This window comes from Caballeronia sp. DA-9 (assembly GCF_051615025.1).
In the GTDB taxonomy this organism is placed as follows: Bacteria; Pseudomonadota; Gammaproteobacteria; order Burkholderiales; family Burkholderiaceae; genus Caballeronia; species Caballeronia sordidicola.
Genome location: NZ_CP195131.1, coordinates 786953 through 812929, shown reverse-complemented (window position 1 = coordinate 812929; position 25977 = coordinate 786953). Strand labels below are relative to the sequence as shown.

21 protein-coding genes are annotated in these 25977 nt (G+C 62.1%); 7 read left to right on the top strand and 14 right to left on the bottom strand.

Annotated features, from left to right (window positions below; translation table 11 throughout):
* Positions 1 to 117: 117 nt before the first annotated feature.
* The 6 genes from ACRWA7_RS03660 to ACRWA7_RS03635 are packed head-to-tail and all read right to left on the bottom strand — an operon-like array spanning position 118 to position 6720.
* Entirely contained in the window at positions 118 to 894 is a 777-nt protein-coding gene (locus ACRWA7_RS03660; protein ID WP_438390106.1) for an IclR family transcriptional regulator, read from the bottom strand.
* 43 nt (positions 895 to 937) lie between these two features.
* Positions 938 to 2527 (bottom strand): class I adenylate-forming enzyme family protein, encoded by a 1590-nt coding sequence (locus ACRWA7_RS03655; protein WP_438390105.1) that lies wholly within the window; start codon positions 2525 to 2527, stop codon positions 938 to 940.
* 3 nt (positions 2528 to 2530) lie between these two features.
* Positions 2531 to 3736, bottom strand: coding sequence for an extracellular solute-binding protein (locus ACRWA7_RS03650; RefSeq protein ID WP_438390104.1), 1206 nt, complete (start codon positions 3734 to 3736; stop codon positions 2531 to 2533).
* Complete coding sequence (locus ACRWA7_RS03645; protein ID WP_438390103.1) at positions 3733 to 4911, bottom strand: CaiB/BaiF CoA transferase family protein; 1179 nt, start codon at positions 4909 to 4911, stop codon at positions 3733 to 3735. Before ACRWA7_RS03645 ends, ACRWA7_RS03650 begins: the two co-directional genes overlap by 4 nt.
* Positions 4904 to 5362 carry a MaoC family dehydratase gene (locus ACRWA7_RS03640; RefSeq protein WP_060858808.1) on the bottom strand — a complete coding sequence of 153 codons (459 nt, stop codon included), beginning with the start codon at positions 5360 to 5362 and terminating at the stop codon, positions 4904 to 4906. Before ACRWA7_RS03640 ends, ACRWA7_RS03645 begins: the two co-directional genes overlap by 8 nt.
* A gap of 5 nt (positions 5363 to 5367) precedes the next feature.
* Entirely contained in the window at positions 5368 to 6720 is a 1353-nt protein-coding gene (locus ACRWA7_RS03635) for an MFS transporter (RefSeq protein WP_208603330.1), read from the bottom strand.
* Positions 6721 to 6953: 233 nt separating this feature from the next.
* Between ACRWA7_RS03635 and ACRWA7_RS03630 the strand changes: the two genes are divergently transcribed.
* The 4 genes from ACRWA7_RS03630 to ACRWA7_RS03615 all read left to right on the top strand — a co-directional run bounded on the left by ACRWA7_RS03630 (position 6954) and on the right by ACRWA7_RS03615 (position 11611).
* Complete coding sequence (locus ACRWA7_RS03630) at positions 6954 to 7742, top strand: DeoR/GlpR family DNA-binding transcription regulator (protein WP_060858806.1); 789 nt, start codon at positions 6954 to 6956, stop codon at positions 7740 to 7742.
* 92 nt (positions 7743 to 7834) lie between these two features.
* Complete coding sequence (locus ACRWA7_RS03625; RefSeq protein WP_438390102.1) at positions 7835 to 9277, top strand: FAD-binding oxidoreductase; 1443 nt, start codon at positions 7835 to 7837, stop codon at positions 9275 to 9277.
* A 12-nt stretch (positions 9278 to 9289) separates the two neighbouring features.
* Positions 9290 to 10345, top strand: coding sequence for a 4-hydroxythreonine-4-phosphate dehydrogenase PdxA (pdxA, locus tag ACRWA7_RS03620; protein WP_438390101.1), 1056 nt, complete (start codon positions 9290 to 9292; stop codon positions 10343 to 10345).
* A 12-nt stretch (positions 10346 to 10357) separates the two neighbouring features.
* Positions 10358 to 11611 carry a four-carbon acid sugar kinase family protein gene (locus ACRWA7_RS03615; RefSeq protein ID WP_438390100.1) on the top strand — a complete coding sequence of 418 codons (1254 nt, stop codon included), beginning with the start codon at positions 10358 to 10360 and terminating at the stop codon, positions 11609 to 11611.
* Between the two features lie 12 nt (positions 11612 to 11623).
* On the opposite strand, the gene lhpI is transcribed toward ACRWA7_RS03615, so the two are convergent.
* From lhpI to ACRWA7_RS03600, 3 genes are read right to left on the bottom strand one after another with little or no spacing between them, the layout of a single operon-like run.
* Complete coding sequence (lhpI, locus tag ACRWA7_RS03610) at positions 11624 to 12526, bottom strand: bifunctional Delta(1)-pyrroline-2-carboxylate/Delta(1)-piperideine-2-carboxylate reductase (RefSeq protein WP_438390099.1); 903 nt, start codon at positions 12524 to 12526, stop codon at positions 11624 to 11626.
* Positions 12527 to 12528: 2 nt separating this feature from the next.
* Positions 12529 to 13536 (bottom strand): trans-3-hydroxy-L-proline dehydratase, encoded by a 1008-nt coding sequence (lhpH, locus tag ACRWA7_RS03605; protein ID WP_438390098.1) that lies wholly within the window; start codon positions 13534 to 13536, stop codon positions 12529 to 12531.
* Positions 13537 to 13564: 28 nt separating this feature from the next.
* The gene (locus ACRWA7_RS03600; protein WP_438390097.1) at positions 13565 to 14683 is read right to left on the bottom strand and encodes a branched-chain amino acid ABC transporter substrate-binding protein; all 1119 of its coding nucleotides are present in this window, start codon (positions 14681 to 14683) and stop codon (positions 13565 to 13567) included.
* Between the two features lie 166 nt (positions 14684 to 14849).
* Here ACRWA7_RS03600 and ACRWA7_RS03595 point away from each other — a divergent pair, with 166 nt between their 5' ends.
* On the top strand, positions 14850 to 15581 hold the full coding sequence (locus ACRWA7_RS03595) for a FadR/GntR family transcriptional regulator (RefSeq protein WP_060858799.1): 732 nt from the start codon (positions 14850 to 14852) through the stop codon (positions 15579 to 15581).
* Positions 15582 to 15608: 27 nt separating this feature from the next.
* On the opposite strand, the gene ACRWA7_RS03590 is transcribed toward ACRWA7_RS03595, so the two are convergent.
* The 3 genes from ACRWA7_RS03590 to ACRWA7_RS03580 are packed head-to-tail and all read right to left on the bottom strand — an operon-like array spanning position 15609 to position 21442.
* The gene (locus ACRWA7_RS03590; protein WP_438391044.1) at positions 15609 to 17072 is read right to left on the bottom strand and encodes an efflux transporter outer membrane subunit; all 1464 of its coding nucleotides are present in this window, start codon (positions 17070 to 17072) and stop codon (positions 15609 to 15611) included.
* Position 17073: 1 nt separating this feature from the next.
* Complete coding sequence (locus ACRWA7_RS03585) at positions 17074 to 18261, bottom strand: efflux RND transporter periplasmic adaptor subunit (protein WP_060858797.1); 1188 nt, start codon at positions 18259 to 18261, stop codon at positions 17074 to 17076.
* Entirely contained in the window at positions 18251 to 21442 is a 3192-nt protein-coding gene (locus tag ACRWA7_RS03580; protein WP_438390096.1) for an efflux RND transporter permease subunit, read from the bottom strand. The genes ACRWA7_RS03585 and ACRWA7_RS03580 overlap by 11 nt, the downstream gene beginning before the upstream one ends.
* A 1207-nt stretch (positions 21443 to 22649) precedes the next feature.
* Between ACRWA7_RS03580 and ACRWA7_RS03575 the strand changes: the two genes are divergently transcribed.
* Both ACRWA7_RS03575 and ACRWA7_RS03570 read left to right on the top strand, forming a co-directional pair.
* Positions 22650 to 23918: a PQQ-dependent sugar dehydrogenase gene (locus ACRWA7_RS03575; protein WP_438390095.1), complete on the top strand. Its 1269-nt coding sequence runs from the start codon at positions 22650 to 22652 to the stop codon at positions 23916 to 23918.
* Positions 23915 to 24238: a c-type cytochrome gene (locus tag ACRWA7_RS03570; RefSeq protein WP_082850673.1), complete on the top strand. Its 324-nt coding sequence runs from the start codon at positions 23915 to 23917 to the stop codon at positions 24236 to 24238. Before ACRWA7_RS03575 ends, ACRWA7_RS03570 begins: the two co-directional genes overlap by 4 nt.
* A gap of 52 nt (positions 24239 to 24290) precedes the next feature.
* On the opposite strand, the gene ACRWA7_RS03565 is transcribed toward ACRWA7_RS03570, so the two are convergent.
* Positions 24291 to 24908, bottom strand: coding sequence for a nucleoside/nucleotide kinase family protein (locus ACRWA7_RS03565; protein ID WP_438390094.1), 618 nt, complete (start codon positions 24906 to 24908; stop codon positions 24291 to 24293).
* Positions 24909 to 24990: 82 nt separating this feature from the next.
* Positions 24991 to 25866: a sugar phosphate isomerase/epimerase family protein gene (locus tag ACRWA7_RS03560; RefSeq protein ID WP_438390093.1), complete on the bottom strand. Its 876-nt coding sequence runs from the start codon at positions 25864 to 25866 to the stop codon at positions 24991 to 24993.
* Positions 25867 to 25977 lie beyond the last annotated feature (111 nt).

The window sequence follows — 25977 nt, the reverse complement described above, 5'->3', positions numbered from 1 at the left end:
TTGCATCCAAAGTACATTCACTCTAGTAACCGGCTTTGTCGATGTCAACGAATTCTTGAAGCGGGTTTACCCGCTTGGGGCGCTGCCACAAACCGCCGGTGGATTGATCGGCCAGCCTCAAGCCGCGACGAAACCGGGCGCCGCGCTGTTGCCAAGCTGCGCCGACAGTGCATCGGCTGCCTGGACCACAAGCGAGCGCAACTGATGCCGGCGCTGCGCATTCATGCGCGCAAGCGGCATGGAAATGCTCAGTGCAGCGATGGTTTCGCCCGCGCCATTCGATATGGGCGCGGCCACGCACGCAATATTCGGATTCGATTCGCACTCCTCCCACGCGAAACGCTGCGAACGCGCTTCGCGAAGATGACGGCGCAATGCGTCTGGGTCGGTTATCGATCTGTCGGTCAGGCGCGCGAGCGGCGCCATGCCAATGCGGCGTTCGAATTCGTCTTGCGGCAGCATGGCGAGCAGGATTTTTCCGAGCGCCGTGCATTCCGCCGGAAGCCTCACGCCAACAGTCGATGCGAGTGGCACCGCGTTGGGTGAATCGGCCTTCGCGATATAAAAAACCTTGCAGCCGTCGAGGACGCCGATCTGCGCGGTCTCTCCGCATTGCGCCGTCACGCGCTGCACGGTCTCACGCGCGAGCGCCTCGAAATCGAGTTCCGCGCTATACGCATGACCGAGCACGGGCAAGCCGGGGCCAAGTGCAACTTCGCCCGTTTCCAGTTGCTTGATCATGCCGTGAACCGCCAGGGTGTGAACCAGTTCATAGGCGGCACTGCGGGGCAATTCGAGTGCGCGCGCGAGATCGGAAACGCGCATCGGCACCCGCTTTTGTGCGAGCAACGCGAGGATGCGAAGTCCCCGGTCGAGACCTGGAACGACCCTCATTCAACGCCTCTGCGCACACGCATCGCGCTGACGCATGCAATGGTCATTGTCCCACCTTTCGTGGCGCGTCTTTCCAGTAGCGCTCACGTAACGCGCGTTTGTCGGTCTTGCCGGTACTGGTTTTCGGGAACGCATCCAGACGTTCTATGGAAAGGGGTTTCTTGTAGCCTGCAATCTGCGCCCGGCACGCGGCGAGGACGTCTTCATCGGCGCAATGCGCGCCAGGCTCTTCCACGATCAACGCGGTCACCGCCTCGCCCCACTTCTCGTGCGGCACGCCAATTACGGCCACATCCGCGACGCCATGCACGCCCGCGATCACGCGCTCCACTTCCGCCGGATAGATGTTGAAGCCGCCCGAGATCACGACGTCATTGCTGCGATCGACAATGCGGAAACGGCCGGATGCATCGATGCTCGCGAGATCGCCCGTATGCAGCCAGCCGTCGGCATCGAGCGCGGGGCGCATTGCGTCCTGCGTGAGCCAGTATCCCGCTGACACATGCGGCCCCCGCACGCAAATCTCGCCGATACCCTCCTTTACCGCGTCGAGTTTTACGTCGCCGCCGGGAACCGCGCTACCCGCCGTCGCCAGCCGATGCTCACGTTCGGGACCCGCACCGTGTTCATCGATACCGAGACATGTGAGCGGAATCAACGCTTCGCTCATGCCGTAGAACTGCACGAGCACGGGACCGAAGATATCGTGCGCGCGTTCGAGCGTGGCGGGCGCGACTGGAGAGCCGCCATAAGGAATCGCTCGCAAGGCAGGCAACGCTGGCGCGTGCGCCTTGAGTGTGCTTGCCTCGCGCGTGAGCGCGGCAAGCATGGTCGGCACGAGAGGCAGGCAGGTTGCTTTAAGCTCACGCGCACGATCGAGCGTGGCGGCGGGATCGAACCGGCGCAATGTTGCAATGGCGCCGCCGCTCACCATATACGCCGACGAAACCGAGCCGCTGAAATGGCTCATCGGTGCGACGTGCAGGAGGATATCGCCGGGACCTGCTGGAGGAAGCCGGGTCAGCAGCCGCCGCGCCATTGCCGCCCACGCGCGATGTGTATTGATCGCGCCTTTCGGGCGGCCGGTCGTGCCGGAGGTGTACATCAGCGAAGCAATGTCGTCGGGACGGATGTCGGGCAGAGCCGGCGCGTCGTTGCGTGCATCGATCAATCCGGCGAGCATCAGTCCAAACCCATCCACAGGCTCAGCGGGGATGATCTCAAGCCCGTCAGCAGACTCGCGCAAAGCCGCCGCAAGATGCGCCTCGCAGACGATCACGCGCGCCCCGCAATCGCCGGCAATGAACGCCAGTTCGAGCGGATGCAGGCGCGGACTGACCGCCACGCGCACATAACCCCACAACGCAACCGCACGCTCGATCACCACGGTCTCGGGACGATTGTCGAGCGCAAGCATCACGCGCGCGCCGCGCGGTGCAAGCGTCGCCAGCCTGCCCGCCACGCGCGAGGCCGCTTCGTAAAGCTGCTGGTACGTCATGGGTGCTTGCAGCGTACTGGTTGCATCGGACAAGTCGGGGAGCAAGGCCACCTGCCCGGCATACCGGCGATGCGCTTCCTGCAGCAACGCCGCCCATGTGTCCGGCGGCGCTCCATGATCGTTCGTGTGTGACATTGCTTACCCGGTGCTCTGGCGCCGCATGTGCATCCAGAGGGCATTCATCTCGGCCACGATTTTCGCGGCTTCATCGCCATTTTTCAAGCGCGCGTGCAGCAGCAGGCCGCCGTCGCGCTGGTAGTCCGGATAATACGGCACGCGCGGACGAACGAAGGAGGCATCGAGGCTATCCAGCGTTGGCGCGAAAAAATGCGGACAGATGGCGTTGACGTGCGTGTCGGTCCAGGCCTCGCGATGACCCGGCTGGCCGCCGGCATCGGCGTAAAGACGGCGCTGCACGGGAGCATCCGCCACATACTTCAGGAAGCGCGCCGCGGCCTCCGTTTGCGTACAGCGATGCGACACCGCAAGCCCCACGCCGCCAAGCATGCCGCCGCGCATTTCCGCCCCGGCCGAAGGCACGCCTGCGAACCTCAACGCGTGCAGTCCCGCCGATGGCCGCGCGTAATTCGAATAACCAAACGCCACCGGCGTATAGGCAATATCGCCGCTGCGGCTCATGTGCTCGAACAATTCGATGGGATCGGCATCCCATGACATCGGATGCGATAGCGCGAGCAATTCGCTCAATACACCGAGCGCACGCGCACCCAGCGCTGGTTCGATACCGCTATCGGTCCACCACAAAGGCCGCAGATCGGCTTGACGCGTGGACGACGCAGCGAACGCATGGCAGATCGTCGCCCACGCAAGAAACAGGTGCGTCGGATTGGCGGGCACGGCAATCCACTGCCCGCGCGTTCTCAAATGCGCACCAAGCGCCAGCACGGCGTTCCAGTCTCGCGGAATCTCGGCATCGGCTGCACTGAGCGGGTCGGCACGATACGCGGCGACTTGCGCGGCGGCATCGACGGGAATCGCCCAGAGCGAGCCGTTCCATACGTAGCTCTCGAAGCTCGGCCCGACAGACGCGGCGCGAAGCTGCGCGAGCCATGAGGTATCGAACAGCGTGTCGAGCGGCTGCAGCGCATGCTGTTCGAACGCCTTGCCCATGAACGGATGATCGATCGCGATCAGATCGTAGTCGGCCGCAAGGTCCGCAATCGACGCTTCCTCGAAGCCCTTGAGCGAACGCGCTTCCCATTCGATGGTCACGCCCTGATCGCTGAACGCACGCGTGGCGGCAAGCAACGGATCGAGTCCGCGCGGATGCGACCATGTCATGCCGCGCAGTTTCACCGGGCGTTGTCGATCGATTCCGCTCATGTGCCCGTCCCCCGAAGTGCGGCGCGTACAACGGCGTCATGCTCGCCGATGGTCGGCACCGGCAACCGGTTGACGCCGTCCATGCCGCTCATGGTCACCGGCAAGCCGATTGCCCTGACCGAGTTGCCGCCCGGCGTGCTGATTTCTTCCACATAGGAATTGGCGGCGGTCTGTTCCTGCCCGACCATCTCGGAGACCGATTGCACCGGCGCCACCCACATGCCGGCTTCGGTGAGTTCATCGATCCATTGCGCCGCGGGTTTGTGCTTGAGCCGCTCCTTCAAAACGAGGTTGACTTCGTCGCGCTTCAAGAACCATTCGTCGTCCGTACAATCGATCATCGCGGCCGGCAGACTGAAAATTCCGGCGAGCTTCGCGCGCGGTGTCATCGACATCGCGATAAACCCATCTGCCGTTTCGTAGACGCCATAAGGCGCGTCGGTCCACGGCGCGGCAATGCCGGCTTCGCTGCGTTGCCATTCGAGGTCCGTATTCATGGCGACCAGCGCTTCCTGGCACTGGATAAGCAACGCCGTACCAAGCAAGCTCGCCTGCACGAGCCGCGGCGTTCCGTTCGCGCGGGCGCCATGCACGGCGGAGACAATCGAGAACGCGAGCAGGAACGCCGTCGATGCATCCAGCACCGGTGCGCCAACAGGTACGGGAGGACCATCGGCGGGACCCGAGTTGGCGGCAAGGCCGCTCATGCATTGCAGCAGCATGTCCTGACCCGGCCGATGGATCAGTGGCCCCTTAGGCCCATATCCCGAACCCGACGCATAGACAAGACGCGGATTATGTTCGAGCAGCGCGTCATAACCCAGCCCCAGCCGTTCCATCACGCCCGGACGGAAATTTTCGACGACCACGTCGCAATGCTTCACGAGATCGCAGATCATCGCGCGGTCATCGGAATTCGTGAGGTCGGCGGTCATCGCGAGCTTGTTGCGGTTCATCGCGAGGAAATACGGCGACTCGCCATGCAGCCGCCGGCCGCGCGGGTTGTAGCTGCGCTCCCATTCGCCACTGACCGGACGCTCCACCTTGATCACCAGCGCGCCCATGTCGCCGAGCAACTGGGTCGCGACCGGTCCCATCATCATCTGCGTAAAATCGAGCACGGTGATATCGCGCAAGGGACCATTCCCGCGATACTGATCGAGAAAATCACTCATGAGCGGTCTTCCTCCGGTCTACGGCGAGGACATGCAGGCAACTGAACACCACTGCGCCATCCTGGTTCGTCGCGGTGTAGCGCTTGGTCACGAGCCCGATCTCCGGGCGTTTGTGCGGCGTGAGCTCGATCACCTCGGACTTCGCGATCACCGTGTCGCCCGCGCGAACCGGCGCAGGGAAACGCACTTTCTCGTAGCCGTACGAAATCGCGCGCAGGTTGTATTCCACGTTGAGGCCCGTGACCAGCGCGAAGGTCAGCATGCCGTGCGCGAGCCTGCCGCCATAGCGCGGGTCGGCATAGGTCGCATCCGTATGCGCCGGGTGGAAGTCGAGCGTGAGACCGGCGAACTGGCTGATGTCGCCCTGGTCGACTGTGCGGCGGCGCTCGCCCTCCTGTTCTCCCAGCACATAGTCTTCGAAATAACGTTCAACGGTTTGCCAGCCTGGCATGAGACTTACTCCCCTTTCAATGATGTAGCTGCAAGCGGCGCGCGCGGCGGCGTGCGGCCCCAGACGAGAATGGCGACCACGCCTGCTATACACACGCCCGCCGACACGCCGAACGTAAGCACCCACGAGTGCGTGCGATCGACGATTGCCCCCACGGCCAGCGGGGCGAATACGCCGGATGTATTCGCTAGAAAATGCACGAAGCCGACAACGCCGCCCAGGCGCGACTTCGGAATGGTGTCGGAGATGAGCGTGAAATACTGGCTGCCGGTGAGATACAGCAGGAACACGACCGACGACATCAGCACCATCGCTCCCGTAAGCGTGGTCGCGAGCCCGACGAAGCACAACAGGATGGCGGTCAGCGTCAGCCCGACCACGATCACGCTCTTGCGCGCGAACGCGGGACGCCCGGTACGCACGGCGATGTTGTCCGTCAGCACGCCGCCGAGCAAATACCCCACGAAGCCAAGCAACCAGGGCAGCGCGCCCGTCAGCGCCACTTCCTTCAGGTTCACGCCACGCGCTTCGACCAGATAGACCGGGAACCACGAAAGGAACGAATACAGCACCCATGCATAGCCGAAGAACGCGAGCGCGGTTGCGAGCACCAGCGGCTGGCGAATGTAAAAGCTCACTGGCGGCGCATCTTCGTCCGCCACTTGCGCGACGTCCGGGTCGACGATGTCGGCAATATCGGTGGCGTCCTGCTCGACGGCCCACGGATGTTTCTCGGGTGTATCGCGCACCAGCACGAACCAGCCAACGGTCATCAGCAAGCCGAGTACGCCCAGCACAATAAACGGCGTGCGCCAGTCGCCCGTTCCTGCAATCAACCACGCAACGAGCGGCGTGCCAATCGCGCCGCCAAGCGGCGTGCAGCCCTGCGATACCCCGACCGCCGTGCCCATCTGCCGTTGCGGAAACCAGTTGCGCATGGTCTTGATGGTCACCGCACCCTGCGGCCCTTCACCAAAGCCGAACAGAAAGCGGATCACCATGAAGCTGAGATAACCCGCGCCCGCTGCGGTCAGCGCGGTGAACAGGCTCCACCAGCCGACCGCCATGCCCATGACCACGCGCGGCCCGTATTTGTCGGAAAGCCATCCGCCGATAAAACAGAACGGCGCATAGCCGATAAAAAACACGCTCGAGATCAGCCCGAACTCGGTCTTGGTGAGCCCGAACTCCTTGATGATGTGCGAGCCCGCGACACCGAGCGCCGCCCGATCCGCGTAGTTCAGGATCAGCACCAGCGACGTGATGGCCAGGATCACCCAGCGCAACCGCATGCGGCCGGTGGTTGCCGGGCTGGCTGCGGTGAGCTCACCGGCAGGTCCTCGAGTGCTTCGGGTCATCGCGGTCTCCTTCGTTTTGTCTGGTATGTCAGACACACTGTTGCTTTCTATTACGTTTCATCGATGTGGCCCAGTGTAGAAGGCTCGTTTTACTCTTGCATACCCGGGTTAACTCGCATCCGAAGTTTTAAGCACGCATGCGAACTCACCAATTTTTTTATATTCCTGCTCTTTAAACCGCGCCGTTTTGTGTAAAATATAACAAAATCTAACACCGGCAAGGACCGATTTTCATGGCGACACCGATCAAGAGTTCTCGCACGCAGGCCATCCTCGAGCTACTCGCCGAGCGTGGCAGCGTGTCGCTCAAGGACCTGACCGCCTTGCTGGACGCGTCGGAGATGACGCTGCGCCGTGACCTCAAGGACCTCGAAGTCCGCGGCCTCGCACGCCGCGTACACGGCGGCGCGGTGCTGGCTTCGGATCGGGACCCGGGCTATTGGCTGCGTTTCAAGCAGTTCCAGAAAGAGAAGCGCGCAATCGGGATTGCAGCGGCGCGCCAGGTTGAAACAGGCCAGTCGATTTACCTCGATACCGGCACGACCGCTATCGAAGTCGCCCGCGCGCTCGTGCGGCGCAGTCTTGAAGAGAACCTGAAAGTGCGCGTGAGCACACATGCCATCAACATTGGCGCGGAACTGGCCGGGCATCCGAACATCACGCTTCATCAGATTGGCGGCGAGATCTATCCCGACACCTTTGGCGCGAGCGGACCCGCCACGCTCGCGCAGATCGGCGCTCTCAACTTCGACCTGTTTTTTCTTGGGGTATCGGGTATCGACATTGTGGCGGGATGGACTGCGAGCAGCCCGGTCGGTATCGATGTGAAACAGGCCGTGCTGCAACGCGCGCGCCGCGTGTTCGCCATTGCCGACAGTTCGAAGTGGGAAAAGGTCTGCTTCGCCTCGATCACGCCAATAGACGCCGTGGATGGCTGGCACACGGACGCGCGCCTGCCGGAGGAAGTCGGCGACGCATTACGCCAGCGCGGCGTGAATGTATTGCGAGCCGCCGATGAATGAAGAATCAACGCCCTGCGCGACGTTAGTTCTGGCAAGCCACGTACTAGCCAAATTTCAGCCGAGCATGATGACGAAAATGAGGATGACTCACAATGAACAGCAATGACACCGTGGTGAAGACACTGCGTGAAAACCTGGGCGAAGCAGCCGTATCGACGGAGGCTGCCGTGTTGCGGGCCCATTCAAACGACGCATGGCCGTTCGCCGCCAAGTGGACGGCAGAGGAAGCCGGCGCGCATCGTCCGGCTTGCGTCGTGCAGCCTGTGGATGCACAAGGGGTGCGCGAGGCGGTGCGTATCGCCACGCAGCAAGGGTTCGCAATCGTGCCGTTCGGCGCGGGCTCCGGCGTGACCGGCGCGGCCGTGCCAGCGGCGGGATCGGTGGTGATCGACCTGCGCAAGATGAACGCCATCGTTCACCTGGATGAAGACAATCTCATGGTCACGGTCGGACCCGGCGTAATAGGCGGCGATCTCGAGCGCTGGCTTGGCGAGCGCGGCTTCACGCTCGGGCACTATCCGCAATCCCTGTATCTCGCGTCGATGGGCGGACTCGTCTCCACGCGCTCGACCGGCACGTTTTCGAGCAAGTACGGCGGCATTGAAGACCTGCTGCTCGGACTTGAAGCCGTGTTGCCCGATGGCGAGACCGTCGCCTTCCGACCAACACCGCGATCGGCGGCGGGACCGAGCCTCGCGAACCTTTTTATCGGCGCGGAAGGCGCGTTTGGACTCATCACGCAAGTGACCGTGCGGGTATTTCCGAAAGCGGAGCGGCTGGCGTTATCGGGCTATGCATTCGATGACCTTGCGAGCGCCACCCGCGTCTTGCGCGAAGCGTACGGACGCCACGTGCGCGCGGCCGTCTTGCGCCTTTACGATGCAATCGAGGCGGAAGGGTTGTACGCGCGGGTGGGCGAGAACCTGAACAAACCGCTGCTTATAGTGGGCCACGAAGGCCCGAGCGAGATCGTGGAAGCGGAGCAAAAAGTACTCTCGGACATCGCGATACGGCATGGCGCAACGCCGCTTGGCGAGGCGATTGGCGCGGCATGGGAAGCCCATCGTTTCGATGCAAGCTGGCTCACGCGCGGCAATGACGGACCGGGACGCATGGCCGATGCAATCGAGGTCGCCGCATCGTGGAACGAACTCGTGCCGCTCTATGAAAAGCTGATGCAGGATGTCGCGCCGCTTTGCAGCAAGGCAATGGGTCACTACTCGCATTTCTATTCGACCGGCGCGTGCCTCTACTTCATCTTCTTCGTGGACGCCGCCGACAGCGCCGCCGCCCGCGAGCGTTATCTGAAGGTGTGGGACACGGTCATGGCGCGCGTGCTCGCGGCCGGAGGCACCATTGGACATCATCACGGCGTGGGTCTCGCTCGCGCCGCGCGGATGAAAGACGAGCTCGGCAGTGGCTTCGCCATGCTCGAGCGCATCAAGCACGCACTCGATCCGCACAACCTCATGAACCCCGGCAAGTTCGGGATCGGCGCTGCCCCTGACGCGGGCGCTCGCCTCAACGATCAATGAACGGAGCCACGCATGCCGCACTCTGAATCCGCACTCCCTGTTGTAGGTATTACTCTTGGCGACGCGGCGGGCATCGCCCCGGAGATCATCGCCAAGTCGTTTGCTTCAGGCGCGCTGTACGACACATGCCGCCCGCTCGTGATCGGCGACGCGCGCATTGTCCGCAACGCGCTCGCGCTGGCTTCCGGCAACGGCGATCAACCGGCGGGCTTGCCGCTGAGCGTACGGGCGATTCATTCCGTGGATGAAGCACGCTACGAGCCTGGCGTGATCGACGTCTTCGACCTCGAAAACCTCGCGCCCGACAGCTTCACGCCCGGCCAGATCAACGCCTCATGCGGCGCGGCGTTCGTGGAATACATTCGCACGGCGGCGCAGATGGCGCTCGATGGCCGTATCGACGCCATTGCTTCAGCGCCCACCAACAAGGAAGCAATGCACGCGGCCGGCCACTTCTATGCGGGACAAACGGAAGTCTTCGCCGAAGCCACGGGCACCAAGAACTTCTTCACGGTGCTCACGGGCGGCAAGGTGAAGGTGTTCCTGGTCTCGTCGCATGTGTCGCTCAGGCAGGCTATCGATCTCGTCACGCAGGAACGTGTGGAGCGCGTAATCCGGATCGCGCGCGAGGCATTGCGCGATCTGTGGCATATCGACGACCCCAAGCTCGCGGTCGCGGGGCTCAACCCGCATGCAGGCGATGGCGGCCTGTTCGGGCGCGAGGAAATCGAACACGTCATTCCTGTAATGGAACGTCTGCGCGGCGAAGGGTTCCAGCTCGTCGGGCCGGGTCCCGCCGACAGCCTCTATTATTCGGCGGAGCAAGGGACGTTCGACGGCGTGATCGGCATGTATCACGATCAAGGCGTGATTCCGCTCAAGCGCTACGGTTATGTGACCGTGATCGCGGGAACGCCGATCATTCGAACCACGGCCGGTCACGGGACCGCTTACGACATTACCGGCAAGGGCATTGCAAAATGCGACGTGCTGGTTCGCGCGATCCTGCTTGCCGCTGAACTCGCGGATCTGCGCCGGCGCAAGGCGGCGACCGCCGCTTCAAGCTGACGGAGCAGCGTCATGAACGGTTCCATTGCGGTCATTGCGGACGATCTTTCGGGCGCGAGCAGCACCGGCGCCGAATTCGCGCGCTGCGGATTGTCGACCGTGCTCGTGCAGGATCTGGATGCGGTCCGCGCGCAAGGCAACGCGGCCCAGGTGCTGATCTTCGATACCGAATCGCGCTACGACATACCGCTTCGTGCACGCGAGAAAGTGTCCGATGCAGCGCGCGCATTGCAGCGGCTCGGCCCGGCATTCATCGTGAAGAAGTTTGATTCCCTGCTGCGCGGACCGTTCGGACACGAGATCGACGCAATCATGTCAGCGTGCGCGCAGGAGCGCTGCGTGGTGCTGTGTGCATCGCCGAAAATGGGACGCATCACCGTTGGCGGCTATCAACTCGTCGATGGCCTGCCGCTCGCCGAACGCATGCGCATGGTTGACCCGGGCGCGCCGGTGGCATCGTCGTATGTGCCCGACCGGTTGCATGAACAGACGGCGCGCCCGGTTCATTGCCTCGATGCCCGCGTGATCGCGGGAGGCGCTGCAGCGCTGGCCGCGTTTTTCGATGCGGTGGGACACGGCATCGTGGTCGCCGATAGCGCCACGCAAGCCGACCTCAACGCGGTGGTTGCGGCAGCGCACGGCGCGGGCGTCCGGTTCTTTGCGGGAACGTACGGCCTCGGCGAAGCGTTGCGTCCGTATGCGGGCGGTGCACGCAGTGCATCGGCGGTATTGGTGGTTGCCGGTTCCACCAGCGACATGACGCGCAAGCAGGTCGCGCGGCTAGAGGCGGCTATCGATGCACGCAGCGTCGTGCTCGAACTCGGCCCGGCATTTTTCGAGCAATCCTGTGAAGCGTTCGGCGCGCCCTATATTGAACGGCTGCGCGGCGGCGGCGATCTCCTGCTGCACACATCCGGCTCGCATGAGGCGAGCGACCGCGTGCGGCAACTCGCGGCCAAAGCCGGCTGGGATGAGCCGATGCTTGCCGCGCGCATCGAAGCATTGCTGCAGTTTCTGGTTACGCCTTTTCTGCCGCGCTGCAATGCGTTCGTATTTTCGGGCGGGGCAACGGCGCAATCGATCTTCCGCCTGCTCGGCGCGGACGGGCTGACCATCTACGGTCACGAAGTGCTGCCCGGCACGCCGGTGGCAACGGTCAGGGGCGGCGCGTACGATGGCCGTCCGTTCCTGACCAAGCCAGGATCGTTCGGGACATCTGATGATCTTGTCACCATGGTCAACTTCGCCCGCTTTGCTCTGACTTGAAGCGCGAAAAGCCTACGCGTTGGACAAGCGCTTGCGCGCGAGCCGCGCGGCAGCCAGGTCCCACGCCGCGCACCCGACGCTCTTGAAGAGCACCGGACGATCGGACGGCCTGCCCCATGTTCCATCGATAACAGCGGCCAGCGCACCCACCGCCGTCCAGTCGACGCCCGCCTGAATCAGATCGCCCGCTTCGTGTTTCGCGCCCGCCGGATCGTCCACGACCACGGCGCTCGCATGAACAATGGGGGAGGCGATTTCTGCTCCGTCCGGTGTGAATGCGCCGACTCCGACAACCAGCCGCGCCACGCGCGCCGCATCGCGATAAACCGGCGTCCTGCTCGTGGTGAGCGTGACGACCACGTCCACGTCATCCGGCACGATGTCGTTGTCGAGCGCCACCATTCCCTCACGCGTTGCCGCAAACCGCTGCGCCGATTGCAACGACGAACCCTTGACGTAAAGCGTGGCCTCCGGAAACAGCGCGGCGAACGCCTCGGCGTGATTGCTCGCCTGCTTGCCCGTGCCGATCAGCAAAATGGACTTCACACTGCGCGCAAGACGCCTGATGCCAAGCGCCGATATTCCCGCAGTTCGCCTGCCCGTGACCGTGGGGCCATCGAGTGTGAAAAGCGCTTGGCCCGTGATCGAATCGTAAGCCGTCACTTGGCCATGGATGGTCGGCAATCCCTTCGCGCCGTTTCCCGGGCAGACGTTCACGAGCTTGTGAATGGCAAGATCGGCCGCGCTCGCGGGCATGGACAGCATCACGCCGTTCGCCTGCAAGGGCACCACGAGCCGCTCCGGACTCACGATCTTTCCCGCGCCATATTCGGTCACGGCAACGCTCAATGCATCGACGAGTTCCACATAGGGAAGCAGCGCCGCGGTCTGTTGTTCATCGAAGGATTCGATCATGTTCATCGCACCAGGAAGCCGTAGGTAAGCGGATCGCGATCGTCGATGATCCAGTTCGCGAAACCGCAGATATAAGCATTGCCCTCGATTTCCGGAATGACCGCATCGAAGGAACCGAGCTTCGTTTCGCTCAGCACGCGGCCCTTGAATACAGTGCCGATCACCGACTCGTTGACGAGTGTTTCGTCCTTCTTCAACCTGCCCCGCAAGTACAGTTGCGCGACGCGGCCGGCAGTGCCCGAACCCGTTGGCGAACGATCGACTTCGCGGTCGGCGAACACGCAGCAATTCGCCTGCGATGAACCCGCGTGCCGAGGTTCGTTCGCGATAATCGTGCCGTAGATATGGTTCAGTTCTGGAATCTCAGGATGCACGACCTTCACCGCCGCGTTGGCGGCAGCCTTCACTTCGGCGCCGAACTGGATCAGCTTATCGACTGCCGACTCGCGGATCGGCAGGTCAAAAGGCGCGCCATCGGTATAGAAATAAAACGCGCCGCCAAAAGCGATGTCGCCGGTCACGCTACCGAACGATGGCGTCTGAACGGTAACGTCGCGTTGCCAGATGAACGAAGGAACGTTGACGAAACGCACATTGCCCGCATGGTTGCCGTCCCATTGAACGAACGCTTCAATGAAACCGCAAGGCGCGTCGATACCCACACGCGTTTCAGGTTCCGTCCGCTCGATCCATCCCAACTCGACCGCCGCCGTCGCAAGCCCGATGACACCGTGGCCGCAATGGTCGCTATAGCCCTCGTTGTGAACGAAGATGATGCCGAAGTCGGCGCCTTCGCTGACCGGTTCGGTGAGGTAACCGCCGTACATGTCGGCGTGACCGCGCGGCTCGAACATCAGCGCGCGGCGAATGTGGTCGGCATGTTCCTTCAGCCACGCGCGGCGCGCGACAATCGTCTTGCCCTGCATCTTCGGCAAACCGCTCGTCACAATGCGAAACGCTTCCCCTCCGGTATGAACTTCGACCGTGCTGATTGCATTCGTGATTTTCATTTCGTGTCCGGTTCGCTAACTGCCGGACTCATTGCCCGTACGCGACCGGCAGGCCGTCCTTGATCTCGTACACGGTCGTGGGCGCGCCCTTCAGGTCGCCCTTGGCGTCAAAGGAATAGGTGCCGGCAATGCCCTTATAGTCGGTCTTCGCGAGTTGCGCGATCAGCTTCGCGCGATCGGTGGTCGTACCCGCCTTCACCATGGCGTCGGCGAGCAGCATCATGCCGTCGTAGTAGCTTACAGCGTAGACCTGCGTGTCAGTGTGATACGTGTCCTTGTAACGCTTCACAAAGTCGCGGCCCGCGGCCGTTTTCTCGAGCGACGTTCCCCCTTGCGCGCAATACACGATCGACGCGGCATCGCCCGCGACCTTGCCCATGTCGGCGGAACAAATGCCGTCGCCGCCGAGCAGCTTCGCGCGCACGCCGCGCTGGCGCATCTGCTTCGCCATTGGCGCGCCTTGCGCAGCGTAGCCGCCGAAGAAGATGACGTCCGGATTCTTCGCCTTGATCGTGGTCAGGATGCCGAGGAAATCGGTCGCGCTGGAATTGGTGTACTGGTTGTCGACGATCTGAATGCCTTGCGCCTTTGCCACGTTCACGAACTGCTCGGCGACGCCCTGGCCATAAGCTGTGCGATCGTCGATAACCGCCGCCGTTTTCGCCTTCAGCGTCTTCTTCGCGAACACGGCCATTGCGCCGCCTAGTTGTTCGTCGCTCGCGCCAATGCGGAAAATATTCTTGAAGCCCTGCGTGGTCAGCGCGGGGTTCGATGCCACCGGCAGCATGGGAATTCCTGCCGTGCTGAAAACCCGCGACGCCGGAATCGCGACGCCAGAGTTGTATGGTCCGAGCACGGCGACCACGCCACTGTCGGCGAGTTTCTGGGCGATTTGAACGCCAATTTTCGGATCAGCCTGGTCGTCTTCCGAGTCCAGTTTGAAGGTCACTTTTTTGCCCGCGACCGTCACGCCTTTCTTGTTCAGATCCTCCACGGCCAAGCGCGCGCCATTCTCGTTATCCTTGCCATTGACCGCTTGCGGACCGCTCAATGGCGCCGAATGACCAATCGTCACCACTTCTTGCGCGTGGGCGCCCATGCTTGCCAATGCGGCGGCGACCATCAACCCTGCGACTGTCTTGTTCATTTATTTCGCTCCGTGTGGGACTATACTGGTCTTCATTGCATACCAATTAATGTAGACCACAAATGGTCATGGTCGCAACCATTTCAAAATAAAGCGGACCCATTCTGGTTTGTTTTTTGACCAAGTAGATTGAATCATCCGCTTTGCCACGTTAGCGAGAACACGAATGTCAGCGGTGCACGCCGAACTGGACGGCTCATTCCGGCCCAGGCAAATTTATGAACAGGTATCGCAGAAAATTCGCGACGAGATTGCGGCCGGCCGTTTCATGCCCGAGTCGCGGCTGCCTTCCGAACGCGACCTCGCCGCATTGTTCGGTGTGGGGCGGCCGGCCGTGCGCGAGGCGATCGGCGCGCTGCAGAACGAAGGGCTGGTCATAACAAAACGGAACTCCGGGACGTTCGTGTGCGGCGACGCGTTCGACCGTCTGTCGCACGGAAGCGCGAGCAGCGCGCAAGCCGCGGACTTCAGCCCGAGTTCCACGCTCGATGTACGCATGGTCCTCGAACCTGCCATCGCCCGGCGCGCCGCTGCACGCGCTCAACGCGACCGGCTGGCCGAACACTATCTCGGTCAGATGGAAAACATCTACGACATCGACGACCCCGCGCAGCGCGCCTTATGGAACAGCAGCGACCGGTTGTTCCACCGGCAACTCGCCGTCATGACGGGCGACGCCCTGATGGTCAAGATCGCCGACGAGGTCGCGAGTTCGATGGACCAGCCCTTGTGGAAACGCCTGAAAGACGAAGGCATCTACGACGCAGGCCGCATCCGTCTCTACGTGGCCGAGCACAGGCTGATCTACGAGGCGGTGATCCAGGGCGACGCCAATGCCGCCGCGTTCTACGTCGAGCAGCATATCAAGCGCGTGGAAAGGGACATCACGCCGAAGTGAATCCCGCTCCATTCGCTCGCTGCGCGCTCAACCCTTGGGATCGGTCGCGGCCACGAGCGCGGGCGCCTGCGCCGTGCTCGCTAGTTCGTCGCTGGACCATCCGCCGCCCAGCGCCTTGACCAGTTGCACGTTCGCGCTCAACTGCCGCGTCTGGATGTCGAGCACGGCTCGCTGGGCGTCGAGCGCCGCGGTCTGCGCCTGCACCACGTCGAGATAACCCACCGCGCCCTGCCGATACCGGTTCAGCGCCAGATCAACGGAATGCTGCGCCGAGTTGCCCGCGTCGCGTTGCTGTTCGAGCGCCGTGCCGAGTTCCTGAAGCAGCGAAAGGTTGTCTTCGATCTGCTGGAACGCCGACAACACCACGCCTCTATAGCGCGCGCCGGCTTCATCGGTTGCCGCTTTCGCCGTGTCGAGCTGTGCGCGCCGCAAGCCGCCATCGAAGACGTATTGCACGAGCTGCGGACCGATTGCCCAGAAGAGATTCGGTGCACTGATCAATCCGGCGTATGCGGAACTCTGCAAGCCGCCCTGCAGGCTCAACGTGATGGACGGAAAATAGGCCGCGCGCGCCACGCCGATCCTGGCGTTCGCTTCGGCCACGCGGCGCTCGGCCGCTGCAATATCCGGACGGCGCTGCAACAACGTGGACGGCAACCCGGCCGGAATCACCGGCAACGCGATCGACGCGGTCTGCTGCGGCAAGCTGAATTCGGAAGCCGACGCGCCAATCAATTCCGCGATCGCGTGCTCGATCAACGCGCGTTGCGCCAGATTCTGCGACAACTGCGATTTCGCCGACGACAACTGCGTCTGCGCGCGCGATACGTCGAGCCCGGAAACAATCCCGCCGCCGTGCAGCGTTTGCGTAAGCTGCAACGCGCGCGCGAACGCCGCGACGGTGTCGGTGAGCAACTGGGTTTGCTGGTCGAGACCACGCAGACGAATGTAGCTATCGGCGAGTTGAATCTGCAAGCTCAATTGCACGGATGCAAGATCGGCCTTCGATGCCTGCTCTTCGTCCTTGCCGGCCGCCACCGAATCACGCACGCGGCCCCATAAATCAAGGTCGTAATCGATTTCACCGCTCAGCGTGGCGGAGTTGTATTCGTCGGGACCGCCTGCACGCAGGGGCCGGTTACGCGACTGCTTGTCACGCTGCGGGACCGCGCTTGCGGTGATCTTCGGGAATAGTCCCGCCGAGACCTGATCAACAAACGCCTGCGCTTGCCGGTAATGCGCGAACGCCGCCGCAAGGTCCGTGTTGTTCGCGAGCAGGCGCTGTTCGAGATCGTCGAGCCCGGTGTCGTTGTAGCTCTTCCACCAGCCGGTGCGGCTTAACTGGTCGGCGGGTTGCGCGCTGATCCACGGTCCCGTTGTCTTGTATTGCGCGACTACCGGCGTGGGCGGCACATGATAGTCAGGCGCCAGCGAGCAGCCAGCCAGGACGCAAACCGCGACCACCAGCGCCGGAGCGCGTAGTTCAGGCATCCTAGCCATTTGCGGACACCTTCTTGGCGGTGCTGGCGACCTGCACGTGATCGCCATCGACCAGACCGTCAGGCGGGGTATCGATCACACGATCCGTTGCGGCGAGTCCCGAGCCGATCTCCACCGAGTCGCCGAAATCGCGATTGATCGTCACCTTCTTGAACACGACTTCGCCATTCGCGCCGAGTGTTGCGACCATCAGGCCGCGTGCATCGAACACGAGCGAACTGGCGGGCACGCGCACCGCGTTTTGCTGTACCGGGAGCTTGAATTGCAGGCTCGCGAAGCCACCCGGCAAGAGTTTGCCGGCCGTGTTATCCACGAGTAATTGCACCAGCGTCGTTCCTGACGTTGCATTGACCGAGTCCGCCGATGCAATCACGCGCGCCGTGAAGCGCTGCCCCGGATATTCCGGCACGGTGAGCGTGGCGGTCGTGCCGGCGCGGACATCGGGCGCATAGCTTTGCGGCACCTGCACATACACGCGCAGTTGCTTGACGTCGGAGACCACGAACAATTCCTGCCCAATACCGCCGCTGCCCGCATTGATCAGCGCGCCCACGTCCGTGTCGCGGGCCGTCACCACCCCGTCGAACGGCGCGATGATGCGCTCGAAACCCTTGGTCGCAAGCAGGCGGTCCACGTTGGCCTGCGCGGCCGCGACCGTGGCTTTCTTCGCGGTGTAGTCGCCGGTGCGTTCATCGACTTCCTGCTGGGCGACCGAGTCCGAGCCGAGCAACGCCTGCCAGCGTTTTGCAGTCGTGCCGGCAAGCGCCGCGTTGGCCTGAGCGCTCGCGAGGTCCGCGCGCGCCTGCAGCAACTGCTGATCGAGTTCCGGCGACTCGATCACCGCGAGCAGTTGACCGGCCTTGACAGGCGTGCCGATATCTACGCTCCACGACTTCAGATAACCGCTCACGCGCGCGAAGATCGGAGCGCGGGAATACGCTTCCAGATGCGAAGGCAGGTCGAGCGTCGGGCCGTTCGCCGCGCTGACAGGATGAATCACCGTCACGGTCGGCACCGTTTGCGCGGCGGTCCAGGTCTTGAGGTTACGGGCATCGACAGCGCGCAGCGCAACCCCGGCGGCCACGACAATCAACGCAACGGCAACGCCGACCACGGCGATCACGACTAGCCGGCGGCGCGGCACGGGCGGGTTATTGGTGATAACAGGTTCAGACGACATGAGCAGGACCTCCCGTAACGGGTGTCGGGGCAATCGCGCGGCCAGGGCGCGAGTGAATGATGCAGAAGATCACCGGGACCAGGAGCAGCGACGCGGTGGTGGCGAAAATCAGGCCGCCGATCACGGCGCGGCCAAGTGGTGCGTTCTGTTCGCCGCCCTCGCCCAGCGCAAGCGCCATGGGCGCCATGCCGATGATCATGGAGAGCGCGGTCATCAGCACCGGCCGGAAGCGGGTGAAGCCGGCTTCGAGCGCGGCCTTGAACGGGTCGCCGTGTTCGGCAAGACGCTCGCGGCAAAAGCTGACAACAAGAATGGAGTTCGCAGTGGCAACGCCCATGCACATGATCGCGCCGGTCAGCGCCGGTACGGACAATGTGGTGTGCGTAGCAAACAGCATCCAGATGATGCCCGCGAGCGCGGCGGGCAACGCGGTGACGATCACGAACGGATCGGCCCACGACTGGAAATTGACCACCACGATCAGATAGATCAGCACCACCGCGCCGAGCAAACCGAAGAGCATGCCGGCGAACGCGCTGTTCATGGTCTGCACCTGGCCGAGCAACGCAATCGACGAACCCTTCGGCAACGCGCCCGCATTGTTCTGCACGATGCGCTGGATGTCCGATGCAACCGCGCCCAGATCGCGATCCTGTGTGGTGGCGAAGATCTCGACCATCGGCTGGATGTTGTACTGGCTCACGACCGCATTGGTGTTCGCGCGCTCGACCGTGGCGAGGCCGCCGAGAATCTGGCCGCTGCTTTGCAGGCTCGACGTGATCGGCAAGTTCTGCAGCGACGCAAGGGAATCCAGGCTGTATTGCGGCGTTTGCATCACGATCGGATACGACACGCCGTTCGCATTGTTCAGCCAGAATGTTGGCGCGACCTGGCTCGATCCCGCGAGATTCACCACCAGGCTGTTCGTCACGTCGCGCTCGTTGATGCCAAGCAGTTGCGCGCGCGTGCGGTCGACGTCCACATTGAATGTCGGCGAATTTTGCGCTTGCTGGATGCGCGCGTCGACCACGCCGGGAATCTGGCGGATCTCGCGCAACAGGCGGTTTGCATAGGCGAAGTTCGCAGGCAGGTTGTTGCCGCGCACCTGCAAGTCGACCGGCGCGGGCGAGCCGAAATTCAGGATCTGGCTGATGATGTCGGCAGGCGGAAACGAGAACGTCACGCCGGGATAAAGACGCGGCAGTTTCTCGCGCATCTGCCGCACGTAGTCATCGGTTGGATGATGATTTTCGTTCAGCGCGATCTGGATATCGCCGTCCTGCGAGCCGATGGTCCCCGTGTTGTTGTACGCGAGGTTGATACCGCTCACGGGCAAGCCGATGTTGTCGACCATGGTGCTGAGTTCAGCGGGCGGAATGATCTGGCGAATCGACCCTTCCACGTCCGCGAAGATCTGCGCGGTTTTCTCAACCCGCACGCCGACCGGCGCGCGCACGTGCAGCAGGATCTGGCCCGCGTCCACCGACGGAAAGAAGTTGCGGCCGAGCAAGGGCACGAGCGCGAACGAAATCAGCACGAAGCCGAGGAAGCAGCTCACGAACGGCGCACGATGGTTCAGCGCAAGTTCGAGCAAGCCGTGATAGCCCGCGCGAATTTTCTCGAAGCGCCGTTCGAACCCTTGCTGGAAGCGTCCAAGCGGTCCCGGACGCTTTTTCTCGTGCGCGTCTTCGCTGAGGTCGTGCGGATGCAGCAGGTATTTCGCCATCGTGGGCACGAGCGTGCGCGACAGGATGAACGACGAGATCATCGCGAAGATCACGGCCTCCGCCATCGGCACGAAGAGAAAACGCGCGACGCCGTTGAGGAAGAACATCGGCACGAACACAATACAGATGCACAGGAGCGCAACGAACGCCGGCGTGACGATCTGCGCGGCACCATCGAGAATGGCTTCTTCAACCTGTTTGCCCTGCTCCAGATGCCAGTTGATATTTTCGATGGTGACGGTCGCGTCATCCACAAGAATACCCACCGCGAGCGCCAGACCGCCGAGCGTCATGATGTTGAGCGTCTCGCCGAGCGCGGACAAGGTTGCGATGGAGCCGAGAATTGCGAGCGGAATCGAGGTCGCGATGATCACCGTCGAGCGCCAACTGCCAAGGAACAGCAGGATCATCAGGCTCGTCAGCGCGGCGGCGATCACGCCTTCGCGCGCCACGCCGCTGATGGCCGCGCGCACGAACAGCGACTGGTCGCCAATCGGTGCGATCTGCAGCGCATCGGGCAGCGACGCCTTTGCATCGATCACGTGCTGCTTGATGCCGTCGATGATCCCGAGCGTGGATACCGAGCCGTTCTTCAACACCGACATCAGCACGGAGCGCTTGCCGTCCACGTGCACGATGTTCGTTTGCGGCGGCCTGCCGTCGCGGACATTGGCGACATCGTGGATATAAACGGTCGTGCCGTTCACCGCCTTGATCGGCAGGTCGCCCAGCGCCTTGATGGCCGACGGGGCGTTATTCAGTTGCAGCGTGTACTCGTGATCGCCGATCTTCTCCGTGCCAATAGGCGTCAGCAGGTTCTGGCTCGCCAGCGCGTTCGCCACGTCTTGCGCCGACAGGCCGCGCGCTTGCAAGGCCGCCGGGTTGATGTCGATCTGCACCTGGCGTGACTTGCCGCCGAACGGGTAAGGAATCGACGCGCCTGCAACGGTGACGAGCGCCGGACGCAACTGGTTCAGCCCGAGGTCGCCCAGGTTTTGTTCCGACAATCCCTTGCCCGATAGCGCGAGCTGGATGATCGGCACTGTCGATGCGTTGTAGTTCAGGATCAGCGGCGGCGTGGTGCCGGGCGGCAACTGGCGCAACTGCGTCTGCGCAACGGCGGTCACCTGCGCGTTGGCATTGCTGATGTTGACGCCTGGCTGGAAGAAGATCTTGATGATGCCGAAACCGTTCACCGATTCCGCTTCAATGTGCTGGATGTCGTTTACCGTCGTGGTCAGCGAGCGCTCGAACGGCGAGGTGATTCGTCCAACCATCTGGTCGGGCGGCAAACCCGTGTATTGCCATACGACGCTGATCACCGGAATGCGGATATCGGGAAAGATATCGGTGGGCGTGCGCAGCGCCGAAAGCGGTCCGATGATCAGGATCAGGATCGCCAGCACGACAAACGTGTAGGGTCGCCGCAACGCGACACGTACTAGGGCGAGCATGTGAATTCCAGGACTTGGGATTGAACCGGCGAGCGCCGTGGAGCCGCCTCGCACGGCAATTTGCAAGAAGCGGCCGCAATCATTCGAGCGGCCCGTGAAATACGCCGGGCAGGATCGTTCTGGTCACGACGGCCTGTACAACCGCCGGAAGCGAACCAAATTGATCCCGGTTTTAATTTGTTTGGAATCTCGAGCACCATAAATGTCAGTCGAGCGGAATTGAAATAGGTCTCGCATGCCTTTTGAAAGTCATTCAAACAGGCAGGTCGAAATCAACGCATCGCCATGGCAATTGAATTCGCTAAAGCCCCGACGATGCAGGAATGTACACAAACGAAAATGAATTTGCAGTGACCGTCCGCACCTTGGGACAAAAGTTCGATCGTGCGGCACTGGTACCCCGCCAGCGGGCCGCGTCGACAAAATCCCGCTTGGCGGAGTGTACATAGTCAGTACATCGCGAAGCTGGCAGTTTTGCCATTTTCGGATTCGGAGTTGTTCGGGCAATTCTTGTCGCTGAGTTTGCGTTCGCATGAATGCGATTGCTAGCGAGAAATTCATATTTCGGTATCCGTATTACCTATGTAAAAACGATCGCACGCGCACGCCAAATTCCATCGAATTAATGCTAACGTGACTATTTTTCGACCTGCTTCGGAGTCCCCGGAACGAACCAAAATTCATAACCATATGTGTCCGGGAACGTCACGGAATCACGATAAGGTAGCCACTGCCGCTTGCCGCTTTTGCCACATAACACATTGGAACAAGCTTCCGCGACACTTGATATTTATTACCGGGAAACGCTGGCAGGCCGAACCACAGTACGTGAAGCTGTTAACTCATCCTTGACCTGTCTGCGCGGACGGTCTATACCAGACACTCAACCCTGCCTTTCATACGCATGAACAGTCGGCCGTCGCAAACGCCCGTCGTTGAAGGCCGCGTTTCCGGATTTAAATGCGTGCCGGCTCGCTACGTCTTGTAGTTGGCAGCCGATGCACGCCGCCGTCATGGATCGAACGCGCTGCGAGGAAACAAATGAAAAAGACCTCCCGTTTGAGCAAACCTCTCCGGCAATCGCCCAGACCCCTCATGACATCGCTTGGCCGCGAATAGGCCGCAGCCGGCAATTCCCCCGTCGCGCATCACGTTTTCCCGTAGTTGCAGTCACTAAAAACGAAGCAGCATCTCAGGAGACGAACACATGAACGCAGCGCTCAAGCTTTTACCCATTGCCCTCGGTGCAATGCTCGCCGTCTTGCCCTGCGCCTACGCAGCGCAAGACAACGTCAATACGCTGTCGAATTTCCAGCAGACGGGTAACACCGCCCCCGCCGAGCAAGTACCGCAGTCCGGCCAGCGCGCCGACGCCCTGCGCGAGAATCTCAAGGCCATCAAGCTGCCGCCGGGCTTCAAGATCGACTTGTATGCGGTCGTGCCGGAAGCGCGCCATATGGCTATCGAACCCTCTACAGGCGTGGTCTTTGTCGGCACGCGCAAGGCGCGCGTCTGGCAGGTGACGGACCGGACCAAGCGCCGCGTCGCGGACGACGTGGTCGCGTTTGCAAGCTCGGTGACCTTCAAGGTGCCCAATGGCGTGTGCTTCTCGCCCGACGGCGTGCTCTATGTTGTCGAGCAGAACCGTGTGCTCGCGTTTCCCGCTGCGCAGTTCTTCGGCGAAGGCGGCAGCGACGTCGCGGCCGCCGTCGTCGTGCCGCAAGGCAAGCTGATCCCCACGCAGTTCGAAAGCTTCAATCACGGCGCGCGCACCTGCCGCATCGGCCCGGACAAGAAGTTGTACATCACGCTCGGGCAACCGTGGAACGTGCCGCCCAAGGACAAACTCGCCGACCTTGACCGCAACGGCCTGGCGGGCATTATCCGCATGGATCAGGACGGCAAGAATCGCGAGATCTATGCGCACGGCATACGTAATTCGGTTGGGCTAGACTTCAATCCGAAAGACAAGACGCTGTGGTTCACGGACAACCAGGTCGACGGCATGGGCGACGACATCCCGCCCGGCGAACTCAATCGCGCGACAAAGGCGGGCGAGAACTTCGGTTTCCCGTGGTATGGCGGCGGGAAGGTGCGCACGGTCGAATACAAGGACGCGACACCGCCTGCCGGCGTCGTATTCCCGCAAGTGGAAATGGCGGCGCACGCGGCTGACCTCGGCATGTCGTTCTACACCGGCAAGATGTTCCCGGCGAAGTACCAGGGCGGGATCTTCGATGCGCAGCATGGTTCATGGAACCGCACGAAGCCAATCGGCGCGCGCGTCATGTTCACGCCGGTGAAGGACGACGGCACGGCGGGCGAGGCAGAAGTGTTTGCCGAGGGCTGGCTCACCGCGTCGGGCGAATACATGGGCCGACCGGTCGATGTACAGCAGTTGCAGGACGGGTCGCTCCTCGTCTCCGATGATTTCGCCGGCGCGATTTATCGCATCTCGTACACGGGCGGCAAATGAAGAAGACCTTGACGATGATAACTGCGGCGGCGTTGCTGCTCGCCGCCGCGTGGCCGGGCCGCGCGGCGTTCGCCGGCGACGTGCAGGCCGGGCGCGCGAAAGCCGTGCAATGCCAGGCATGTCACGGCATTGACGGGCTGTCGAAGATTCCCGACGCGCCCAATCTGGCCGGACAAACCGAGGAATATCTGGTCAAGGCGCTGAACGATTTCAAGTCCGGCGCGCGCCAGAACGAGATGATGACAATGATGGCCAAGCCGCTTTCCGATACCGACATCGCCAATCTCGCCGCGTATTACCACAGCCTTGGACGGCCCTGACGCGGCGACAAATTACGGTGGGAACGGGTCAGTCAGTCAGGAAATGCGACTTTCATTCCCACCGGAAAACAATATCCGCGCGCTCGCGCGTTGATTCGATAAGCGCCGCATTGACTTCATCGGTTTGCTGCACCCATGTCCTTGCAGCATCTTCGTCGCGGCCAAAATGCATGTGCCGCGCGATCAGCCGCTGCACGCGCAATTGCCGATCGACATCCACATACCAGGCTTCGTCGAGCAAGGAACGAACCGCGTTCCAATGCCCGCGCTGCAACAGCAGGTAATTGCCTTCCGTAATCACGAGCGGCACGTCCGCCATGACGGGAATCGCGCCGGCAATCGGCTCCTCGATCTCGCGGCGAAACGTCGGTGCGTAGATGATCTCGCCTTCGCGTTGCGCGCGAATCCGGCTCAACAACGCAACAAAACCGGCGCTGTCGAAAGTATCTTCCGCACCCTTGCGCGAGGCGCGCCCAAGACGTTCGAGCTCGACATTCGCGAGATGAAACCCGTCCATTGGCACGACAACGGCGCGGCCGGGAAACGCATCGAGAATGGCCTGGGCCAGCGTCGATTTTCCCGCGCCCGGCGCACCCGCGAGACCGAGAATGCGGCGCTGGCCATAGTCAACAAGGTGCTGCAACCGTTCTAAAAAGCGGTCTTCGATCATCGGCTCCATCCAGGATAATGTGCAAAAGCAACTGCCGGGCAACGCCTGAACACGATACCGGCGAGCGTGGCGGGCTACTTCGTCAATGGTGCGCGCGGGCCTTCGCCGCAGCATTGATTCCACCGGCCATGAACGCGCGCGCATGCGTTGCCAGATCCATGCTGTCTTCCCACAAGTTGCGCCAGATCGCCAGCGCATTCGACAACTGCTCGTTCACCACAGTTGAAGAGAAGCTCTCGAAGGTCACCACGCCCTTGTAGTCGATCATGGCGAGTGCGTGGAAAAACTGCGCGAAGTCGATAGTACCCGAGCCCAGATAACCGCGATTGCTTTCGCCAATATGAACATAGCCGAGGCGTTTGCCGCATGCGAGCACGGGCTGCATGAAATCCGATTCCTCGATGTTCATGTGATAGGTATCCAGATGCACGACCACGTTGGGTGCATCGACTTCATCCAGCATGTCGAGCGCTTGCGAAGCCGTGTTCAGCAAATTGCTTTCGTAGCGGTTCACGACTTCCAGGCCGAGCGTCACGCCTTTTTTCAACGCGAAGTCGGCGATGCGCTTGAGCGAGTCCACCGCGTGCCGCCGTCCCTGCGGCGTGATCGGCGAGGAATATTTCGCCATCGCGCCATACAGGATGCCGCCGAAATACGTGCCGCCCAGTTCGGCGGTGATGCTGACGCCCTCTTCCAGCAGCGCGAGACCGCGCGCGACCGATTCGGGATTATCGCTGGAGACGTCTGCATCGAAAGTTAGACCGCGAGAACAGCCGATTTCCAGGCCGTGTTCCTGCAGCAAATCACGCGTCAGCGACAAGTCCATGACCTTCGGACCATGAAGCGATAGTTCGACCAGATCAAAACCGGCCGCCTTGGTCTGGCTGATGACCTTGCGGGTCGATTCCGGCGTGAGATCGCCGGCCCATACCAATGCGTGGACGCCCAACTTGTTCATTGCAAAACTCCTTTTTGTAGCGGCCGCGCGCCAGCGGACCCGGGATTGAAAATAACCATAGCTTTGGACGGAATCGAGAACAAACTAATTCTTGCCGGTGCAAAACCTCTT

Coding starts and splice junctions, on each gene's coding strand:
- ACRWA7_RS03660 (WP_438390106.1), bottom strand. CDS start 894: ATGAGGGTCGTTCCAGGTCTCGACCGGGGACTTCGCATCCTCGCGTTG.
- ACRWA7_RS03655 (WP_438390105.1), bottom strand. CDS start 2,527: ATGTCACACACGAACGATCATGGAGCGCCGCCGGACACATGGGCGGCG.
- ACRWA7_RS03650 (WP_438390104.1), bottom strand. CDS start 3,736: ATGAGCGGAATCGATCGACAACGCCCGGTGAAACTGCGCGGCATGACA.
- ACRWA7_RS03645 (WP_438390103.1), bottom strand. CDS start 4,911: ATGAGTGATTTTCTCGATCAGTATCGCGGGAATGGTCCCTTGCGCGAT.
- ACRWA7_RS03640 (WP_060858808.1), bottom strand. CDS start 5,362: ATGCCAGGCTGGCAAACCGTTGAACGTTATTTCGAAGACTATGTGCTG.
- ACRWA7_RS03635 (WP_208603330.1), bottom strand. CDS start 6,720: ATGACCCGAAGCACTCGAGGACCTGCCGGTGAGCTCACCGCAGCCAGC.
- ACRWA7_RS03630 (WP_060858806.1), top strand. CDS start 6,954: ATGGCGACACCGATCAAGAGTTCTCGCACGCAGGCCATCCTCGAGCTA.
- ACRWA7_RS03625 (WP_438390102.1), top strand. CDS start 7,835: ATGAACAGCAATGACACCGTGGTGAAGACACTGCGTGAAAACCTGGGC.
- pdxA (WP_438390101.1), top strand. CDS start 9,290: ATGCCGCACTCTGAATCCGCACTCCCTGTTGTAGGTATTACTCTTGGC.
- ACRWA7_RS03615 (WP_438390100.1), top strand. CDS start 10,358: ATGAACGGTTCCATTGCGGTCATTGCGGACGATCTTTCGGGCGCGAGC.
- lhpI (WP_438390099.1), bottom strand. CDS start 12,526: ATGATCGAATCCTTCGATGAACAACAGACCGCGGCGCTGCTTCCCTAT.
- lhpH (WP_438390098.1), bottom strand. CDS start 13,536: ATGAAAATCACGAATGCAATCAGCACGGTCGAAGTTCATACCGGAGGG.
- ACRWA7_RS03600 (WP_438390097.1), bottom strand. CDS start 14,683: ATGAACAAGACAGTCGCAGGGTTGATGGTCGCCGCCGCATTGGCAAGC.
- ACRWA7_RS03595 (WP_060858799.1), top strand. CDS start 14,850: ATGTCAGCGGTGCACGCCGAACTGGACGGCTCATTCCGGCCCAGGCAA.
- ACRWA7_RS03590 (WP_438391044.1), bottom strand. CDS start 17,072: ATGCCTGAACTACGCGCTCCGGCGCTGGTGGTCGCGGTTTGCGTCCTG.
- ACRWA7_RS03585 (WP_060858797.1), bottom strand. CDS start 18,261: ATGTCGTCTGAACCTGTTATCACCAATAACCCGCCCGTGCCGCGCCGC.
- ACRWA7_RS03580 (WP_438390096.1), bottom strand. CDS start 21,442: ATGCTCGCCCTAGTACGTGTCGCGTTGCGGCGACCCTACACGTTTGTC.
- ACRWA7_RS03575 (WP_438390095.1), top strand. CDS start 22,650: ATGAACGCAGCGCTCAAGCTTTTACCCATTGCCCTCGGTGCAATGCTC.
- ACRWA7_RS03570 (WP_082850673.1), top strand. CDS start 23,915: ATGAAGAAGACCTTGACGATGATAACTGCGGCGGCGTTGCTGCTCGCC.
- ACRWA7_RS03565 (WP_438390094.1), bottom strand. CDS start 24,908: ATGATCGAAGACCGCTTTTTAGAACGGTTGCAGCACCTTGTTGACTAT.
- ACRWA7_RS03560 (WP_438390093.1), bottom strand. CDS start 25,866: ATGAACAAGTTGGGCGTCCACGCATTGGTATGGGCCGGCGATCTCACG.